15 protein-coding genes are annotated in these 19,235 nt (G+C 64.7%); 6 read left to right on the forward strand and 9 right to left on the reverse strand.

Annotated elements, in window-relative coordinates; genetic code table 11:
* Positions 1–111: 111 nt before the first annotated feature.
* Positions 112–630: an Hcp family type VI secretion system effector gene (locus IN820_RS00170; RefSeq protein ID WP_193679041.1), complete on the reverse strand. Its 519-nt coding sequence runs from the start codon at positions 628–630 to the stop codon at positions 112–114.
* Between the two features lie 518 nt (positions 631–1,148).
* The gene (gene polA, locus IN820_RS00175) at positions 1,149–3,893 is read right to left on the reverse strand and encodes a DNA polymerase I (RefSeq protein ID WP_193679042.1); all 2,745 of its coding nucleotides are present in this window, start codon (positions 3,891–3,893) and stop codon (positions 1,149–1,151) included.
* A gap of 75 nt (positions 3,894–3,968) precedes the next feature.
* Here polA and IN820_RS00180 point away from each other — a divergent pair, with 75 nt between their 5' ends.
* The 3 genes from IN820_RS00180 (at position 3,969) to ppnN (ending at position 6,858) form a co-directional block, all read left to right on the forward strand.
* The gene (locus IN820_RS00180; protein WP_046618139.1) at positions 3,969–4,253 is read left to right on the forward strand and encodes a DUF2782 domain-containing protein; all 285 of its coding nucleotides are present in this window, start codon (positions 3,969–3,971) and stop codon (positions 4,251–4,253) included.
* 15 nt (positions 4,254–4,268) lie between these two features.
* A complete protein-coding gene (locus IN820_RS00185; RefSeq protein ID WP_046618140.1) occupies positions 4,269–5,222 on the forward strand; it encodes a homoserine kinase in 954 nt (317 codons plus the stop codon).
* Positions 5,223–5,484: 262 nt separating this feature from the next.
* A complete protein-coding gene (ppnN, locus tag IN820_RS00190) occupies positions 5,485–6,858 on the forward strand; it encodes a nucleotide 5'-monophosphate nucleosidase PpnN (protein WP_193679043.1) in 1,374 nt (457 codons plus the stop codon).
* A gap of 46 nt (positions 6,859–6,904) precedes the next feature.
* On the opposite strand, the gene IN820_RS00195 is transcribed toward ppnN, so the two are convergent.
* From IN820_RS00195 to IN820_RS00220, 6 genes are all read right to left on the reverse strand, one after another.
* Positions 6,905–7,771, reverse strand: coding sequence for a DMT family transporter (locus IN820_RS00195; RefSeq protein ID WP_193679044.1), 867 nt, complete (start codon positions 7,769–7,771; stop codon positions 6,905–6,907).
* A 370-nt stretch (positions 7,772–8,141) separates the two neighbouring features.
* Positions 8,142–8,849: a TSCPD domain-containing protein gene (locus IN820_RS00200; RefSeq protein WP_193679045.1), complete on the reverse strand. Its 708-nt coding sequence runs from the start codon at positions 8,847–8,849 to the stop codon at positions 8,142–8,144.
* A 63-nt stretch (positions 8,850–8,912) separates the two neighbouring features.
* Positions 8,913–12,179: an LAGLIDADG family homing endonuclease gene (locus IN820_RS00205; RefSeq protein ID WP_193679046.1), complete on the reverse strand. Its 3,267-nt coding sequence runs from the start codon at positions 12,177–12,179 to the stop codon at positions 8,913–8,915.
* A gap of 199 nt (positions 12,180–12,378) precedes the next feature.
* Positions 12,379–12,534, reverse strand: coding sequence for a 50S ribosomal protein L33 (gene rpmG, locus IN820_RS00210; protein WP_003284185.1), 156 nt, complete (start codon positions 12,532–12,534; stop codon positions 12,379–12,381).
* An 11-nt stretch (positions 12,535–12,545) separates the two neighbouring features.
* Complete coding sequence (rpmB, locus tag IN820_RS00215; RefSeq protein ID WP_003242523.1) at positions 12,546–12,782, reverse strand: 50S ribosomal protein L28; 237 nt, start codon at positions 12,780–12,782, stop codon at positions 12,546–12,548.
* A gap of 287 nt (positions 12,783–13,069) precedes the next feature.
* Positions 13,070–14,695, reverse strand: coding sequence for an AMP-binding protein (locus IN820_RS00220; protein ID WP_193679047.1), 1,626 nt, complete (start codon positions 14,693–14,695; stop codon positions 13,070–13,072).
* A gap of 168 nt (positions 14,696–14,863) precedes the next feature.
* Here IN820_RS00220 and IN820_RS00225 point away from each other — a divergent pair, with 168 nt between their 5' ends.
* Positions 14,864–15,649 (forward strand): IclR family transcriptional regulator, encoded by a 786-nt coding sequence (locus tag IN820_RS00225; RefSeq protein WP_193679048.1) that lies wholly within the window; start codon positions 14,864–14,866, stop codon positions 15,647–15,649.
* Between the two features lie 194 nt (positions 15,650–15,843).
* Here the strand turns inward: IN820_RS00225 and IN820_RS00230 are convergent, their stop codons facing one another.
* A complete protein-coding gene (locus IN820_RS00230) occupies positions 15,844–16,434 on the reverse strand; it encodes a TetR/AcrR family transcriptional regulator (RefSeq protein ID WP_193679049.1) in 591 nt (196 codons plus the stop codon).
* Between the two features lie 99 nt (positions 16,435–16,533).
* Here IN820_RS00230 and IN820_RS00235 point away from each other — a divergent pair, with 99 nt between their 5' ends.
* Positions 16,534–17,427 carry an alpha/beta hydrolase family protein gene (locus IN820_RS00235; protein ID WP_193679050.1) on the forward strand — a complete coding sequence of 298 codons (894 nt, stop codon included), beginning with the start codon at positions 16,534–16,536 and terminating at the stop codon, positions 17,425–17,427.
* Between the two features lie 131 nt (positions 17,428–17,558).
* Positions 17,559–18,914: a spinster family MFS transporter gene (locus IN820_RS00240; protein WP_193679051.1), complete on the forward strand. Its 1,356-nt coding sequence runs from the start codon at positions 17,559–17,561 to the stop codon at positions 18,912–18,914.
* Positions 18,915–19,235 lie beyond the last annotated feature (321 nt).

Consider the following 19,235-nt stretch of genomic DNA (forward strand, 5'->3'; position numbering starts at 1 on the left):
GCTCTGTGATGCGCTGGGTCCGCATTGCGCAACGGCAGGTTGGTTTTCTGTCTACTGCTTCGCAAAAAGCCTTCGGCCAGGCAACGCCCGGCCGAAGTGGACCGCGGCGGATCAGCCGACGATCGGGGTGCGCCAGTCGTCGGAACCGGAGGTGCCGGAGACCTCGTGGGTCCAGATGATCTTGCGGTAGGTGAAGTGCACGTCTTCCAGGTGGGTGAAGTGGGACATGTTCGGGTCCTGGCAATTGGGCATGCGCGACTGCACGTCGACGATCACCGCATCTTCCAGCTCGACGGTGAAGTAGTGCTCCTGGGTGCCGGTGGACGAGGTGCGGTACCACTCCAGGCGGCATTTGTTCAGGCGCTCGCCGGAGGTCAGGGCGTTGAAGATCAGCGGCGAGGACTTGTCGAAGACCTTGGTGATCATCAGCGGCTTGTGCACGCGCTGGCCGGTCGGCTGGCCGGATTGCGGGTCACGCGGGATGATGACCTGGTGCTGGAAGGCCTGTACCAGGATCTGGTCTTCGTGGCCTTCCTGGAAGATGTTACCCACAGAGTCCTCGGTGAAGGTGCCGGCGGTGATCAGGCCTTGCTTGGTGCCTTCGAGGGACAGGTACGCGGGTGTTGGCATGGGTGCTCTCCTTGTCTGGAATGAATGCCGAATGGCGAGCTTCTCAGTACAAGCGCCGTGCCAGAAACAGAAAATACTTATTAATCAATAGATTGTGTAAGTACCCAGAACCTGCCGAAAGTCGTTTGTGATCCGGCGCACAGAAAGTTGTGCAACTTCTTGCGCACCCCTGTGCAAGAAGTTGCGCAGATGCTCCGAGAGCCCGAAACGTGGAGCCTGCAGCACTCTATCAACAGGGTTATCCACATCAGGGGTGTGCAAGATGTTGCGCAGTCAAGCTGGAATCTCGCGGTTCCCATGCTCCCGTCCGACCTTTCTTCCAGGCAAAAAAAACCTCGAACTTCATTGGGGGAGGGGAAGTTCGAGGTTCAAATCCGGACCGCTAGGGCGGGGTCCAGAGATCTGCCAACACTTAACACAACAAGGAGCATCGAAGGATTTTTACACCCTTCGCAAGCTCTGACCGGGCGATTTCCGAATTAGTTCATTCGAAGCGGAAAAAATTTTTTCACCGATCGTCAGTGCGCCTCGTCCCAGTTGTCGCCGACGCCGGCTTCCACCAGCAGCGGCACGTCCAGTTCGGCGGCACGGCCCATGAGCGGGCAGATCGCTTCGCGCACCTGTTCGACCAGATCCGCGCGCACCTCCAGCACCAGTTCGTCGTGCACCTGCAAGATCACCCGGGCATCCAGCCCGCTTTCGCGCAGCCAGCCGTCCACGGCGATCATCGCGCGCTTGATGATGTCCGCCGCGGTGCCCTGCATCGGCGCGTTGATCGCGGTGCGCTCGGCACCCTTGCGCATGGCGCCGTTCTTCGAGTGGATTTCCGGCAGGTACAGGCGGCGGCCGAACAGCGTTTCGACGTAGCCCTGCTCGGCCGCCTGGGCGCGGGTGCGTTCCATGTAGGCGAGCACGCCCGGGTAGCGGGTGAAGTAGCGGTCGATGTATTGCTGGGCTTCCTTGCGGCCGACGTCGATCTGCTTGGCCAGGCCGAAGGCGCTCATGCCGTAGATCAGGCCGAAGTTGATCGCCTTGGCGCTGCGCCGCTGATCGCCGGTCACCTCGCCCAGCGGTACGCCGAAGACCTCGGCGGCGGTGGCGCGGTGTACGTCCAGGTCGTTCTGGAAGGCATGCAGCAGGCCGGCGTCCTGCGCCAGGTGGGCCATGATGCGCAGCTCGATCTGCGAGTAGTCGGCCGCCAGCAGCTTGTAGCCCGGCGCGGCGATGAAAGCCTGGCGGATACGCCGCCCCTCGGCCGTTCTGATCGGGATGTTCTGCAGGTTCGGGTCCGACGAGGACAGCCGGCCGGTCGCGGTCACCGCCTGGTGATAGCTGGTGTGGATGCGCCCGGTGCGCGGGTTGATCTGCTGCGGCAGCTTGTCGGTGTAGGTGCCCTTGAGCTTGCTCAGGGAGCGGTGCTGCATGATGACCTTGGGCAACGGGTAATCCTGCTCGGCCAGTTCGGCGAGCACGCTTTCGGCGGTGGATGGCTGCCCGCCGGCAGTCTTGGAGAGCACCGGACAGCCGAGCTTTTCGTAGAGGATCGCGCAGAGCTGCTTGGGCGAGCCAAGGTTGAATTCCTCACCGGCGATGTCGAAGGCCTCGCGCTCGAGCTGCACCAGCTTCTCGCCGAGTTCGACGCTCTGCCGGCCGAGCAGCTGTGCGTCGACCAGCGCGCCGTTGCGCTCGATGCGCGCCAGCACCGGTACCAGCGGCATCTCGATCTCGCTCAGCACCTTGAGCAGCGACGGCGTCTGCTCCAGCTTGCCGAGCAGCGTCTGGTGCAGGCGCAGGGTGACGTCGGCATCCTCGGCGGCATAGGGCCCGGCCTGCTCGATGGCGATCTGGTCGAAGGTCAGTTGCTTGGCGCCCTTGCCGGCGATGTCCTCGAAGCGAATGGTGCCGCGGCCGAGGTATTTCAGCGCCAGGCTGTCCATGTCGTGTCGGGTGGCAGTGGCGTCCAGCACGTAGGATTCGAGCATGGTGTCGTAGGCCATGCCGCGCATCTCGACGCCGTAGTGCATCAGCACGTTCATGTCATATTTGCCGTGCTGGCAGATCTTCTGCTTCTTCGGATCTTCGAGCAGCGGCTTGAGCGCCGCGAGCACCGCATCGCGATCGAGCTGCTGCAGCACGCCCATATAGCAATGGCACAGTGGCACATAGGCCGCCTTGCCCACCTCGATGGCGAAGGACAGGCCGACCAGCTCGGCGCGCTGGGCATCGAGGCTGGTGGTTTCGGTATCGAAAGCGAAGCACTCGGCCGTTTCCAGGCGCTCCAGCCAGCGGTCGAAATCGGCCTGTTCCAGCAGCGTCTCGTATTGCGCCTCGGCCTGGATGGAACAGTCCTCCGGCGCCACTTCGCAGTTCTCGCCCGCCGCCTTGGCCTCGCGCAGCAGCTCGTCCAGCCAGTTCTTGAACTCCAGCTCGCGGTACAAGGCGATCAGCGCCTCGCGGTGTGGCTCGCCGGGCATCAGGTCGCCGACCTCGACGTCCAGCGCCACGTCGATCTTGATCGTCGCCAGCTCGTAGGACATGAAGGCCGCGTCGCGGTGCTCGGCCAGCTTGGCGCCGAGTGTCTTGGCACCACGGATCGGCAGGCCGGCCACCTGCTCGAGGTTGTCATAGAGACCCTTGAGCCCGCCGGGAATGCCGTTGAGCAGGCCGCAGGCGGTCTTCTCGCCGACGCCCGGCACGCCGGGGATGTTGTCCACCTTGTCGCCCATCAGCGCGAGGAAATCGATGATCAATTCGGGGCCGACGCCGAACTTGGTCTTCACGCCCTCGATATCGTAGACGCTGCCGGTCATGGTGTTGACCAGCGTGACGTACGGGCAGACCAGTTGGGCCATGTCCTTGTCGCCGGTGGAAATCACCACGTCGCGACCCAGCGCCGCGCACTGACGGGCCAGAGTGCCGATGACGTCGTCCGCCTCGACGCCGTCCACGCACAGCAATGGCAGGCCCAGCGCACGGACGCTGGCGTGCAGCGGCTCGATCTGCACGCGCAGGTCATCCGGCATCGGCGGGCGGTGGGATTTGTAATGCTCGAACAGCGCGTCGCGGAAGGTCGGGCCCTTGGCATCGAAGACCACCGCGAACGGGCTGGCCGGATACTGCTTGCGCAGGCTGAGCAGCATGTTCAGCACGCCCTTGACCGCCCCGGTGGGCTTGCCGGTGGACGTGGTCAGCGGCGGCAGCGCATGGAAGGCGCGATAGAGGTAGGACGAACCGTCCACCAGGACGAGGGGAGCTTGGCTCATGAGCGGAATCAACCTTTTCGGCGGGCCCAAGGCTAGAATGTTGGGACCATTTGACGATAAAGGGACAAGGTTATCATGCGCGCTCTAAAACACCTGATGCTGGCCAGCCTGCTGGCGTGCGTGCCCCTGGCCGGTTTCGCCCAGGAATCGGTCGAAGGCGAGCCCGACGTGACCATCCGCCAGGAAGGCGATCGCACCGTCGAGGAATACCGCGTCAACGGTTTCCTCTACGCCGTGAAAGTCACCCCCAAGCACGGCAAGCCCTACTTCCTGGTGCGTGCCGATGGCAACGACGGCAACTTCGTCCGTGCCGACCAGCCGGACATGCTCATTCCTTCCTGGAAGATTTTCAGCTGGTAATTCGGGAGGCCCGCCATGTCGGTATTCACGCCCCTGCAACGCGACGAACTGGAAGCCTTCCTGGCGCCCTACGGGCTCGGGCGGCTGCGCGATTTCCAGGGCATCGCCGCCGGCAGCGAGAACAGCAACTTCTTCGTCAGCCTGGAGCAGGGCGAATACGTACTGACGCTGATCGAGCGTGGGCCCACGCAGGACCTGCCGTTCTTCATCGAACTGCTCGACGTGCTGCAGCGCGCCGGATTGCCGGTGCCCTACGCGCTGCGCACCGGGCAGGGCGAGGCATTGCGCGAGCTGGCGCAGAAACCCGCGCTACTGCAGCCGCGCCTGCCGGGCCGGCACATGATCGAGCCCAACCCTCATCATTGCGCGGAAGTCGGCCGGCTGCTGGCACGCCTGCACCTGGCCACCCGCGAGCACATCCTCGAACGCGCCAGCGACCGTGGCCTGGACTGGATGCAGGAACAGGGGCCGAGCCTGGCACTGAGCCTGCCCGAAGAGCAGCTGCCGCTGCTGCGCGACGGGCTGGCGGAGATCGCCGAACTGCGGCCCAAGCTCCTCGCCCTGCCGCGCGCCAACCTGCATGCCGATCTGTTCCGCGACAACGTGCTGTTCGAAGGCACTCACCTGACCGGCGTGATCGACTTCTACAACGCCTGTTCCGGGCCGATGCTCTATGACCTGGCCATCGCCGTGAACGACTGGTGCTCACACCCCAACGGCGAGATCGACGGCGAACGCAGCGAACCGCTGTTGGCCGCCTATTCCGCCCTGCGCCGCTTCACTCCGGCCGAAGCCGAACTGTGGCAGCCAATGCTGCGGGTCGCCTGCGTGCGCTTCTGGTTGTCGCGCCTGATCGCCGCACAGCACTTCGCCGGCCAGCCCGATATCCAGGTAAAAAACCCCGACGAATTTCGCCACCTGCTCGCCGCACGCCAGCATCCCGCGAGTGTCTTACCTTTTGCGTTCTGACGCCGCGGCCTGAACCCCGGCAGCTTGCGCCGGGCCTTACGCGATCGCGCAACGGAATGTCGAGAATCCACGCCCGCAACCGGAACATGGCGGGTAAGATGGCGCCGCCCTGCCGCCGTTCACCGCCTCTCGCTGGAGGCCATCGCGCTCGACATACCGGCCCGTGAACCCGGCAGCCCATGGCAACCATGACCATGGGCGCTCACCATCCCGATGGCGCCGCTCTTCGCGGTGCGGCGGCATCGACCTCAGGGAATGACGAATGACCCAACGCTACGTAATCAACGCCTCGGTAAGCCCCAAGGGCAGCCTGGAAACCCTCTCGCAACGCGAAGTCCAGCAACTCAGCGAAGTCGGCGCGGGCAGGACCCACAAGCTGTTCCGCCAGTGCGCGCTGGCGATCCTCAACACCGGTACGCGCATCGACAACGCCAAGACCATCCTCGAAGCCTACGAGGATTTCGAGGTGCGCATCCTGCAACAGGATCGCGGCGTGCGCCTGGAACTGTTCAACGCCCCGGCCGACGCCTTCGTCGACGGCGAGATGATCGCCAGCACGCGGGAAATGCTCTTCAGCGCGCTGCGCGACATCGTCTATACCGAGAGCGAACTGGACAGCGCCCGCATCGACCTGAGCAGCTCGCAGGGCATCACCGACTACGTGTTCCACCTGCTGCGCAACGCCCGCACCCTGCGCCCCGGCGTGGAGCCGAACATGGTGGTGTGCTGGGGCGGGCACTCGATCAGCACCGAGGAATACAAGTACAGCAAGCGCGTCGGCCACGAACTCGGCCTGCGCAGCCTGGACGTCTGCACCGGCTGTGGCCCCGGCGTGATGAAGGGCCCGATGAAGGGCGCCACCATCGGCCATGCGAAGCAACGGCTGGTCGGCAGCCGCTACCTGGGGCTGACCGAGCCGGGCATCATCGCCGCCGAGGCGCCCAACCCGATCGTCAACGAACTGGTGATCCTGCCGGATATCGAGAAACGCCTGGAAGCCTTCGTGCGTGTCGGCCACGGCATCATCATCTTCCCCGGCGGGGTCGGCACGGCCGAGGAATTCCTCTACCTGCTCGGCATCCTGCTGCATCCGGCCAACCGCGAGCTGCCCTTCCCGGTCATCCTCACCGGCCCGCGGGACGCCGCGGCCTACCTGCAGCAGATCCATGCGTTCGTCGGCGCGACCCTGGGCGAGGACGCGCAGCAGCGCTACCAGATCATCATCGACGACCCCAGCGAAGTGGCCAGGCAGATGACCGAGGGGCTGAGAACGGTCAGGCGCTTCCGCCGCGAACGCAACGACGCCTTCCACTTCAACTGGCTGCTGAAGATCGAGGAAGGCTTCCAGCGCCCGTTCGACCCCACCCACGAGAACATGGCCAACCTGCAACTCAGGCGCGGGCTGCCGGCCCACGAGCTGGCCGCCAACCTGCGCCGCGCGTTCTCCGGCATCGTCGCCGGCAACGTCAAGGACAAGGGCATCCGCCGCATCGAACAGTACGGGCGCTACGAGATCCACGGCGACGCGGCGATCATGCGGCCGCTGGATGACCTGCTGCAGGCCTTCGTTCGGCAGCACCGGATGAAGTTGCCGGGCGGTGCCCCCTACGAGCCGTGCTATCGGGTGGTGAGCTGAAATCGTGCAGGGCCGCGGCGGCGCATGCGCCGTCCGGCCCTGCCGTTCAACGCTGCGCCGGGGCCGCCTTGAAGACCAGCGCCAGGCCCAGCAGGATCGCGCCCATGCCCAGCAGGCCGAGATGCGACAGCCGGTTGCCGAGCAACAGGTAATCCATCCCCACGGTGACCACCGGCACCAGATAGAACAGGCTGGTGACGTTGACCAGATTGCCGGTCTGGATCATGCGGTACAGCAGCAGCTGCGCCGCCACCGAAATCACCAGCCCCAGCCAGAGCACCGGCACGACGAAGCCGACAACGGCCTCGAAGCGCAACGGCTGGAACGGCACGAACACCAGACACAGCAGCAGGCTTACCCCGTACTGCGTCGGCAGCACTTCCACCGGACTCTGGCGGATACGCTGTTGCAGGATCGCACCCAAGGTCATGCACAGCAGCGCAGCGAGGGCGAACAGCATCCCGGCGAGCGAGAAGCGCGCCAGCACCAGGCTCTGGAACACCACCGCGGCCAGCCCGGCCAGCGCCACCAGCAGCCCGAGCAGGCGCAGCGGCGAGAAGCGCCGTTCCAGTAGCAGCAGGGTCAGGATCGGCTGGACGCCGAGCAGCGTCGCCATTACCCCCGGCGTAACGCCATGGGCCATGGCCTGGAAATAGCAGATCGAATAACAGCCGATCATCAGCAGCCCGGTGGCCGCCGTCTGCCAGGCAGTACCTGGCGCGGGCCGCCAGCGCCTGCGGCACAAGCCAATCAGCAGAACCGCAGCGAGGGCCAGAGAAAAACGCACGACCAGCAGCGCGAACGGAGTGCCGTGGTCGAGTCCCCAGCGGGTGAAGATGGCCGCACTGCCCCAGAGCAGCACGAACACGGCCATGACGCCGTAGGACGTCCACAACGATTTGTTGAAAGTCATCAGTCATTACCTGTCGAAGCCAAACAGGCCCCAGCCAATCGTCGAGAACGAACGCGCGCCGACCCGTCAGGATCAAAAAGCGAAAGCTGGAGCTGCGAAGTGTGGGCGGATCAGCCCAGTGCGACCGCCTGTGGTGGTGGCGGCGCGATTGCCAGGACGGCAACGACAGATGGGGGAGGTGCGATCGCACACAGTTGGGCCCTGCCGAGATCGGCTGGCTTCACTGAAAACTTGCTGTGGGCGATGGGAAACATGAGATCGGAGGCCGGAAGGCTGTCTTGACGACGATGTGCTGAAAACTAGCAGAGCCAGGCCCGCCGGGTAAAGGGGGCCTGGCGAATATCGCGCCAGCTCAGTCAGCGCGGTCGGATCAACCGCACTTGGAATTGCCGCAATTGAGGCAGGTCGCGCAGCCGTCCATCTGCACCACCGCCTGGGTGTTGCACTTGTTGCACAGCTGCGCGCCGGCCGGGAAACCCTCGCCCGGCTCGACCGCCACCGCACCCTGGCTCGCCTCGTAGGCGGCACGCTTCTCGGCCAGGTACTTGAGCTGGGTCTCGTCCAGCGCATGGCCTTCGAGCATGCCGATGGCGATCAGATGGCGCTCCAGCACGGCGCCGATCTCGGCGACGATCGACGGCATGTAGACGCCGCCCTTCTTCAGGTAGCCGCCACGCGGGTCGAATACCGCCTTCAGTTCCTCCACCAGGAAGGTGCAGTCGCCGCCCTTGCGGAACACCGCGGACATGATCCGGGTCAGCGCGACGATCCACTGGAAGTGGTCCATGTTCTTCGAATTGATGAAGATCTCGAACGGCCGGCGCTGCTCGTGCGGCGTGCCGGCGTTGAGCACGATGTCGTTCACGGTGACGTACAGCGCGTGCTCGAACAGTGGCGACTTGATCTTGTAGGTCATGCCGATCAGGGTTTCCGGACGCTGCAGGCTCTCGTCCATTTCCACCACGTTGACGGCCTTGCTCGCCTTGCTGTCGCTGCTGGCCGCCGTGGTCGCGGGGCGCTCGAGGGCCTCGTCGACGACCTTGAAGCCCTTGATGCGCTGGGTGATCTTTACGGTCATTGTGCAATCTCTCCTGCCGGGCGGCATTCGCGGCCCGGCGTCCAAAATAGTTGGCAGGCCGGCTCAGTACTTGCCGTAGTAGCCTTCTTTCAGGGCGTCGAACAGGTTGGCGGCGGTGTTCACCTCGCCATCGTATTCCACTTCCTGGTTGCCCTTGAGTTCGACCACGCTGCCGTCTTCCAGGGTGAAGCGGTAGAGGGTTTTCTCCAGATCGGCCTCCTTGACCAGTACGCCCTGGAACGCCGCCGGATTGAAGCGGAAGGTGGTGCAGCCCTTCAAGCCCTGGCGCCAGGCGTAGCGGTAGATGTCCTTGAACGCCTCGAACGGGTAGTCGGTCGGCACGTTGGCGGTCTTGGAGATCGACGAGTCGACCCACTTCTGCGCGGCCGCCTGGATGTCGACGTGCTGGGTCGGGCTGACGTCGTCGGCGGTGATGAAGTAGTCCGGCAGCTTCTCGCCTGGCTCGTCGGAGCCTGGCTTGGCGCGCTCGTTGATCAGCGTGCGGTAGGCCAGCAGCTCGTAGCTGAACACCTCGATCTTCTCCTTGGCCTTGCGCCCGGGGCGGATCAGGTTGCGCGAGTAGTGGTGGGCGAAGCTCGGCTCGATGCCATTGGAGGCATTGTTGGCCAGGCTCAGGCTGATGGTGCCGGTGGGCGCGATGGAGCTGTGGTGAGTGAAGCGCGCGCCCTGCTCGGCCAGGGCCTCGATCAGATCGGGGGCGTACTCGGCGATCTTCTGCATGTAGCGCGAATACCTGGCGTGCAGCACGCGACCGGCGACCCGGTCGCCGACCTGGTAACCGTCCCTGGCCATCTCCGGACGCTTGCGCAACATCTCGGCGGTGACCTCGAAGTCTTCGCTGAGCAGCGGCGCCGCGCCTTTCTCCTTGGACAGCTCCAGCGCCTGCTCCCAGCCGACCAACGCCATCTCGCGGGCGACTTCCTCGGTGAACACGCAGGCTTCCGGACTGCCGTAGCGCAGCTTGAGCAGCGCCAGGGTCGAGCCGAGGCCGAGGAAGCCCATGCCATGCCGGCGCTTGCTGAGAATCTCGCGGCGCTGCTGCTCCAGCGGCAGGCCATTGATCTCCACCACGTTGTCCAGCATGCGCGTGAAGATGCGTACGACTTCACGGTACTTGTCCCAGTCGAAGCGCGCATCGACGCCGAACGGGTCGATGACGAAGTGGGTCAGGTTGATCGAGCCGAGCAGGCACGAGCCGTAGGGGGGCAGCGGCTGCTCGCCGCAATTGTGGGCATGCAGGCCATTGGCGTCGAAGGTGTTGATGCCCGGCACCTGGACGTCATAGACCGGCTCGACGCCGTCGTCTACCAGAGCGGCTACCGTGGCCACGAAGCGGGGACGATTGATCGCTCGCCGATAACTGGCCAACCCGCGCTCAAGACGGGACTGTTTTATCGGGTCGGCGAAGCCGATCAATGCGGCATAGCTGGCGATCGATCCGCCGCTGATCACCAGTTCGTGCTGGGCGCGAGCTGGATAGCCACGCGTGCCGCCGTGGCCGTCGGGCATTGGCCGAACCCCGGCCGGGCGTCGTTCGCTGTAAATCCGCGCGGTGATGCCCAGACGCAGCAACATCCGCTGCACGGCCTGCAGACATTCGAGATCGGACTGCGCCAACCGAACCGAAAGCCCTTTGGCCTGGCAGCCTTGGACCGATCCATCGGCATCGAAAAAACCGCGCAAGAAGCCACGATAGGCATCGCTGGACATTTGTTCGAGCGCGGGTGTGATGCGCTTGCTGCCTGGCTGCATGCCCAACTCGAACGCAAGGTCTCGCAGTGCCGCAGACTTCAGGCGCCATTCATTGCGCCCCGCTACGGCGGACCAGCCGGCGAAATCACTGCGGTGACGCAGGCTACCGGCACAACGCATGGCCTCCTGCATCAGCGCGGAGGCAACGCAGGGACTTGCATTGACCGCCGCGGCCTGCCAAACGGAAAGCACCGCGGCCTCTTGCTTGAGCGTCCCGTCACCAACCAGCAGGCCCAGGAGATACCCCTCATCGAAACCAAGCCGGCCCTCCCAGGCTGCATTGCCACGATGATCATTGAGCAACACCTGATCCCCGACAGCCAGTTCGCCGGCCGGGCACCAGGCGGTTTCCAGGCTCCAGCGGGTCGAATGAACCACCCGCCGAATCTGGTGATCGGCTGTCAGGCGAAGCTGGTAACCCTCTGCGGTTTCCAGGCGCAACACGGCTTTATCAGCGGTATGGAAGAAGCCCCGGTCGCCGCTGGCGTGATCGATTCCGTCGACACGCGCCTGAAACGGCGTGCCCAACAGCTGCCGTACCTGACGCGGACCCTGGCTGGTCTGGACCCAGGTATCGCCAGTCACGCAGGGGTTGGTCGCCCGGATCGCCTCGCACCACCAGTTGTTGTTCAGCTGGTTGACCCGGTCGATGAGGATGAAGCCCGGCTCGGCGTAGTCGTAGGTGGAGACCATGATCATGTCCCACAGGTGCCGCGCCTTGACCCTGCCGTAGATCTTGCAGGCGACCAGGCCATCGTCGCGCACGATGTAATTGTCGTGTACCGGCCATTCGCGCCAGAGCACATGCTCGGCGTCGTTCAGATCCAGCTCGGCGGCTTCCTTGGCATGCACCGGGAAGATCAGCGGCCACTCGCCGTCGGCTTCCACCGCCTGCATGAACTCGTCGGTGATCAGCAGGCTGAGGTTGAACTGGCGCAGCCGGCCGTCCTCGCGCTTGGCGCGGATGAACTCGCGCACGTCCGGATGACCGACATCGAAGGTGCCCATCTGCGCGCCGCGGCGACCACCGGCCGAACTGACGGTGAAGCACATCTTGTCGAAGATATCCATGAACGACAGCGGCCCGCTGGTATGCGCGCCGGCGCCCGAGACGAAGGAGCCGCGCGGGCGCAGGGTGCTGAACTCGTAGCCGATACCGCAGCCGGCCTTCAACGTCAGCCCGGCCTCGTGGACCTTGCCGAGAATGTCGTCCATCGAGTCGGTGATCGAGCCCGAGACGGTGCAGTTGATGGTCGAAGTGGCCGGCTTGTAATCCTGCGCGCCGGCGTTGGAAATGATCCGCCCGGCGGGAATGGCACCGTTGCGCAATGCCCAGAGGAAGCGTTCATGCCAGTGCTCGCGCTGCTTGGCCGGCTCGACGTCGGCCAGGGCGCGGGCGACCCGCTGCCAGGTGGCGTCGACGCTGTCGTCGACCGGCGTGCCGTCCTTGCTGGTCAGGCGGTATTTTTGCGACCAGATGTCCTCGGAAGCCGCCTGCAGGGCGATGCTGGAAGTGCTCTTGCTGTCTGCCGTGATGGGCCCGTCCGTCTTCGCCATGCGCTGCGCATCCTCGTGCCGAAAGTGGGAGAAAGGAAAGCTCGCACGATAGGCGAATTCGGCAGGCGCCGTACATGATGCACATCAAACTAGGGGGAGCGGACGACGACTGGCGATCAAACGCCAGGCCGGCAGCATAGTAGCGCCAGAAACGAAAGAACCCGCCATGAGGCGGGTTCTTTCTTCAAGGGCCGATCAATTACTTGATCTTGGCTTCCTTGTAGATCACGTGCTTGCGTACGACCGGATCGAATTTCTTGATTTCGATCTTGTCGGGGGTGGTGCGCTTGTTCTTGTCGGTGGTGTAGAAATGGCCGGTACCGGCGCTGGACACCAAACGGATCAGGTCACGCATGATTGCTCTCCTTAAACCTTTTCGCCGCGGGCGCGCAGCTCGGCCAGAACGACGTCGATGCCACGCTTATCGATAACGCGCATGCCCTTGGCGGAAACGCGCAGACGCACGAAGCGCTTCTCGGACTCGACCCAGAAGCGGTGATGCTGCAGGTTCGGCAGGAAACGACGACGGGTTTTGTTGTTTGCGTGGGAAATGTTGTTCCCGGTTACCGGACCCTTACCGGTAACTTGACAGACTCTCGACATGCCTCAGCCCTCTAAACCACATGCCCAACCCGGCATGGGTTGGCCGCTTGAATTCACTAGTCATTTGGCGCTCTGCGCCACGTTTCATGGGGGTCTTACCGGCCACGCTGCGAACGAAGATGCCGGGCCCCTAGAAAAGAGCGCTGCTTTATATCAGAAAGCCCCCACAGCGACAAGCATGGAATCATTTTTCCGCCCGGCTGCCGCAGGCTCGGGGAACACCCGCCCCGGCGCCATCGGGGGGGCGCCAGGCGGGTGCTCCGCTCGTCGCCTCGCCAGCTATATATTTAGGTGGCGGGAGCGCGCGCCTCGTCACGCAGCTGACGGCGCAACAGCTTGCCCACCGAGGTCTTCGGCAGTTCGTCGCGGATTTCGACGAAGCTCGGCAGCTTGTAGCCAGTCAGGAACTGCCGGCAATGCCGCAGCAGCGCCTCGCCATCGACACCGGCCTCCTTGAGGCTGACATAGACCTTCACCGCCTCGCCCTTGCGTTCGTCCGGCACGCCGACGGCCACGCACTCGCGCACGGACGGGTGCTGCATCAGCACATCCTCGATCTCGGCGGGAAACACGTTGAAGCCGGACACCAGGATCATGTCCTTCTTGCGGTCGACGATCTTCACGAAACCCTCGGCATCCAGCAGCGCGACGTCGCCGGTCTTCAGCCAGCCGTCCTCGGTGAGCACCTTGGCTGTTTCCTCCGGCCGCTGCCAGTAGCCCTGCATCACCTGCGGCCCGCGCAGCCATAGCTCGCCGGGGGTTTCCGGCGGCACGTCATGGCCCTCGTCGTCGACGGTGCGCAGTTCGGTGTCGATCAGCGCCTGGCCGATGTAGCCTTCGCGATGGGGGCTGACCTGAGTGCCGGTGGCGACCACCGGCGAGGCCTCGGTGAGGCCGAAGCCTTCGCGGATCGGCGCACCGGTCAATGCCTGCCAGCGGCGCCCGACTTCACTGTTCAGCGGCGCACCGCCGGACGTCGCCCACTTCAGATGAGAAAAATCGATGCTGCGAAAATCGGGGTGATTCATCAGTCCCACGAACAGCGTGTTGATGCCGCTGAGCAGGCTGAACGGATAGCGCTGCATGGCACCGATGGTTTCGTCCAGGTTGCGCCCGTCGCGGATGAATACGGTATGCAGGCCCATGCCCACCGAGCTCAGGCAGTTCGTGGCGAAAGCCATGATGTGGTACAGCGGCAACGGCGCAATGCGCACATCTTTTTCCGGCTCCAGCAGGCCCGGCTGGTCGAACAGCTCGATGGTCTGCAGCACGTTGGCCAGCAGGTTGCGGTGGCTGATCATCGCGCCCTTGGAAACGCCCGTGGTGCCGCCGGTGTACTGCAACAGGGCCAGCCGATCGAGGCCGGCCACGCTGTCCAGCGCCGGACTGTCCGCACCCAGCCGCAGCGCCTGCATGAAACGTTGCGTTCCGCCCTCGCTGCTTTCGTAGACCGGCTTTTGCAGATCATCCGCGCTGCTCAGGATGATCTGCTGCAAGCCGGTGTCCGCCTGCACCGCTCGCACCAGCGGCAGCAGTCGGTCGAGCACGAGGATCGCCTTGGCGCCGGAATCGCGGAACTGGTGCCTGGCTTCGGCAGCGGTGTACTGCGGATTGGTGTTGACGATCACCAGGCCGGCCTTGAGCGCACCGAAGACGGCGATGGGGTACTGCAACGAATTGGGCAACTGCACCGCCAGCCGGTCACTCGGCTGCAGCCCGGCGTGATGCCGCAGGTAGCGGGCGAAGGCATCGGCCTGGCTGGCCAGCTCGGCGTAGCTGAGCCGGTCCTCGCCGCAGGAAAACGCCGGCCGCTGTGGATGTTTCGCACAGGCCCGGGCAAGCAGGTCGTGAACGTTCTGGTAGTCGCCACGGGCCAGCTCGGCAGCCACGTAGCCTTGCACGGATGCGGACATCGATATACTCCAAAATGAATTATTGTTTTACTGTGCGAAACAGCATATCGAATCCGATACTAGACGATCGGTTTTTGCCTCGCAATGATCACCCATGCGCGCACTGCCCGAGACCGGGCGATCTGCTATCGTTCGCCACCGCTGCCCACTAGCCAGAAGACCGAGACCATGAGCGACGACATCGAAGACACCGGCACACCCAAGGACCGCAAATTCGTCGAGGCGCTGGCCCGCGGACTGGACGTGCTGCGCGCCTTCACCCATGGCTCGGTGGTGATGGGCAATCAGGACATCGCGCGCATCACCGGGCTGCCCAAGCCCACCGTGTCGCGCATGACCTACACACTGACCAAGCTCGGCTACCTCAGCTACTCGCAGCAGCTGGAGAAGTACCAGCTGGACTCCGGTGTGCTGGCGCTCGGCTACGCCTACGTTTCCAACCTGCGCGTGCGCCAGCTGGCCAAGCCGTACATGGACGAGTTCGCCCGCCGCACCAATACCACCGTGGGCCTGACCTGCCGCGACCGGCTGTCGATGATCTACGTGGAGAACTGCCGCCCGGCAGAGGTCACCACCCTGCGCATGGATGCCGGCGTACGCCTGCCGCTGGCCACCACCGCCGCCGGCCGCGCCTTCCTCGCCGCCACCCCGGAAAAGGAGCGCGAGCACCTGATGGCCGCGCTGGCCACCAAGTACGGCGACGACTGGGCCACCATCAAGGCTTCGCTGGAAACTTCGTTCGAGGAGTTCGTGCAGCACGGCTTCTGTCTGTCGCTCGGCGACTGGGACCGCAACGTGATGGCCGCGGGCGTGCCGCTGCACATGGCCGATGGCAGCATCATGGCGCTGACCTGCGGCGCGCCTTCATTTCAGCTCAGCGAGGAAACCCTCAAGGGCTCGCTGGCGCATCAGCTCGAGATGCTCGCCAGGGACATCGAAAGCCTGGGGGTCTGACACCAACCATTGCTCGGGCTGGTTGGGCTTGAGGAGTTCGGCGTGTAGGGTGGGTTGAGGCACGCAGTGCCGAAGCCCAACATCACAGGGGCTCGGACATCCGCCACATGACCCGCCCCATCGCTCGGATCTCCGTTGCCCGACACTCGGCTCGTTGGGCTTCGCTGCGCTCAGGCTGCGCGCCCCGACCCAGCCTACGCATCCGTGCGACGGCGCACGCTGTCCCAGGCGATTTCGGCCAGCAGCTCGCGGTAGTCGGCGAGCGGTGCCTTGCTGCGCCCGGCCAGCCAGTTGCGCGCCATGTCCTGCACCGGGCCGATCACCACCGAGACGAAGCATTCCCCCGGGATCGTCTTGAACGCGCCGGCCTCGCGGTGCCGGCGCAGGATCGTGGCGATGCGGCCGCCATGCTCGCGGTTGAACTCGCGCAAGCGCTCGCCCATCTCGCCCGCCTCGACGCGCCCGCGGTTGTGCAGGATGAAGCGCGCCCAGTCGGGGTGGACCACCACCCAGTCGACGTAGCAGGTAACGAACAGCTTCACGCAGGCCTCGGCCTCCAGGGAATCGAGCAGGCCGGCTTCCAGCAGCGCCGCATATTCGCCGATACCCTCCAGATAGAGCGCACCGATGATCCGCTCGCGGTTGCCGAAATGGTGATAGAGGCTACCGATGCTCGCCCCGGAGCGGTCGCGGATCATCTCGATGGTGGTGGCATCCACACCGAATTCGGTGAAACAGGCCAGTGCGGCCTGAAGGATCTCCTGCTTGCGGGCACTGCGGGCCATCCGGCCTCCAAGATAACTAGAATTAATTTCTAGAATAATTTTCTGCCGCTCGTATACTGCGCCGATCGAGGCCAACCCGAAAGACCGGAGAACAACAACATGGCGACGATACAGCCTGAAACCCGTGCAATCGACAATGGCAACGACCACCTGCTGGCCAGCCACTGGTATCGACCGACCGGCGCCCTGCGCGGCGCCGTATTGATCGCTCCGGCCATCGGCGTCGAGCAGCGCTTCTACCGCGATTTCGCCGCCTGGCTCGCCGAGCGGGGCTTCCTTGCCGTGACCTTCGATTACGTCGGCATCGGCCAGTCGCGCCGCACCTCGCTGCGCAGACTGAACGTCGACATCTTCGACTGGGCCCGGTATGACTGCAGCGCCATGCTCGAGCAGGTCGCCCACGCATCCGAAGGCGCGCCGCTGTACTGGCTCGGCCACAGCCTGGGCGCCCAGATATTGCCGCTGGTCGCAGGCCACGAGCAGCTGACACGCATCATCACCATCGCCGCCGGCAGCGGCTACTGGCGTGACAACAGCCCGCAGATCCGTCGCCAGGCCTGGCTGCTCTGGCATGGCCTGGCGCCGGCGCTGACCGCCCTGGCCGGCTATTTCCCCGGCGCGCGCATCGGCGCCGTCGGCGACCTGCCGGCGGGCGTGATACGCCAGTGGCGGCGCTGGTGCCTGCACCCGGACTATCTGGTCGGCGCCGAAGGCGAGCCGGTGCAGCGCGCCTTCGCCGCAGTGAGGACGCCGCTGCTGTCGCTCTCCTTTACCGACGACGAGATGATGTCCGCGCGCAACACCGAGTCGCTGCACGGCTTCTACACCTCGACGCCGAAGACCATGCGGCGCATCACTCCCGAGGAGGTCGGCGCCTCGCGTATCGGCCACTTCGGCTTCTTCCGCAGGACGTTTCAGCCCAGTCTGTGGGAAGGCTGCCTGCTACCCGAACTGCACGAGCACAACGGCAGGGCTGCTGTAGGCTGCACTTGATTTCGCAGAGCGGAACATGTGCATTATATTTCGAAACATATGCGGTAGTTATTCCGCTTGCCGATTCGGGCGAACTCCGAAAAAGTGAGGCTGGACTGATTTCAGTCCTCTCGCTAACCGGAGCCCAGCCCATGAACAACAACAATGGCTATCCGTCGAGCACCCGCGCCTGGCTGACAGTCGCGATCCTCATGCTCGCCTACGTCCTGTCATTCGTCGACCGGCAGATTCTCAACCTGCTGGTCGAGCCGATCCGCCGCGACCTGGATATCACCGACACCCATATGAGCCTGCTGATGGGCTTCTCCTTCGCGGTGTTCTACACCATCTGCGGCGTACCGATCGGCCGTCTGGCCGACCGCAAGAGCCGGCGCGGCATCATCGCCATCGGCGTGCTGGTGTGGAGCCTGATGACGGCGCTGTGCGGTACCGCCAAGACGTTCTGGCACTTCCTCACCTTCCGTATCGGCGTCGGTGTCGGCGAAGCGGCGCTGTCGCCCTCGGCCTACTCGCTGATCGCCGACAGCTTCCCGCCCAAGCTGCGCGGCACCGCCATGAGCGTCTATTCGATGGGCATCTACATCGGCTCGGGCCTGGCCTTCCTGCTCGGCGGGCTGGTGGTCAAGTTCGCCTCGGCGCAGGGCGACGTGCTGCTACCGGTGATCGGCGAAGTACGCCCCTGGCAGCTGATCTTCCTCATCCTTGGCGCGGCCGGCGTGGCGTTCACCGCGGTACTGCTGCTGATCAAGGAACCGAGCCGCAAGGGGGTCGGTGCCGGGGTCGAGGTGCCGCTGAGCGAAGTGGCCGACTATATCCGGCAGAATCGTCGCACCGTGCTCTGCCACAACTTCGGCTTCGCCTGCCTGGCCTTCGCGGCCTATGGAAGTTCGGCCTGGATTCCGACCTTCTTCATCCGCACCTATGGCTGGTCGGCCAGCGACGTCGGCGTGCTCTACGGCTCGGTGGTGGCGGTGGCCGGCTCGCTGGGCATCATCGCCGGCGGGCGGCTGTCCGATCTGCTGCACCGCCGTGGCTATCGCGATGCGCCGCTGCGCGTGGGCATCATCTCGGCGGCGTTGACCCTGCCACTCAACCTCGCCTATCTCGCCGGCAACGGCCAGCTCGCCCTGGCGCTGATCGCCCTGCACGTGTTCACCATCGCCATGCCCTTCGGCGTCGGCCCGGCGGCGATTCAGGAAATCATGCCCAACTCAATGCGCGGCCAGGCGTCGGCGGTGTACCTGTTCGTCATCACCCTGGTCGGCCTGGGTGTCGGCCCGACGGCGGTGGCACTGGGCACCGACTTCGTCTTCGGCGACGACAACGCCCTGCGCTATTCGCTGCTGATCGTCACCGGCATTGCCCTGGTCGGCGCCATGATCCTGCTCGGCATGGGCCTCAAGCACTATCGCGGCAGCCTGGATCGATTGCAGGAGTGGAGGCCGCAGAGTGCGGCAGCGGGTGACGCCGAGGCCAAGCCGGTCTGATCGCTCCTCCTGCAGACAAGGGACGTCCGGGCCCAGCGCTCGTAGGGTGGATCACGCTTCACCGATCCACCGGGACTCGGTGCCGGTCCACTCGCGTGGATGTAAAAGGCGACATCCACCCTACGGAGCCGGTGAATGCAATCGGGTGGTCCGCGGAGCTGACCGAGATAAGCTCGCTCCTGCAGGCAAGTAACGCCCGGGCCCAGCGCTCGTAGGGTGGATCACGCTTCACCGATCCACCGGGCTCGGTGCCGGTCCACTCGCGTGGATGTGAAAGGCGACATCCACCCTACGGAGCCGGTGAATGCAATCGGGTGGTCC

It is taken from the genome of Pseudomonas lopnurensis, from assembly GCF_015070855.1.
In the GTDB taxonomy this organism is placed as follows: domain Bacteria; phylum Pseudomonadota; class Gammaproteobacteria; order Pseudomonadales; family Pseudomonadaceae; genus Stutzerimonas; species Stutzerimonas lopnurensis.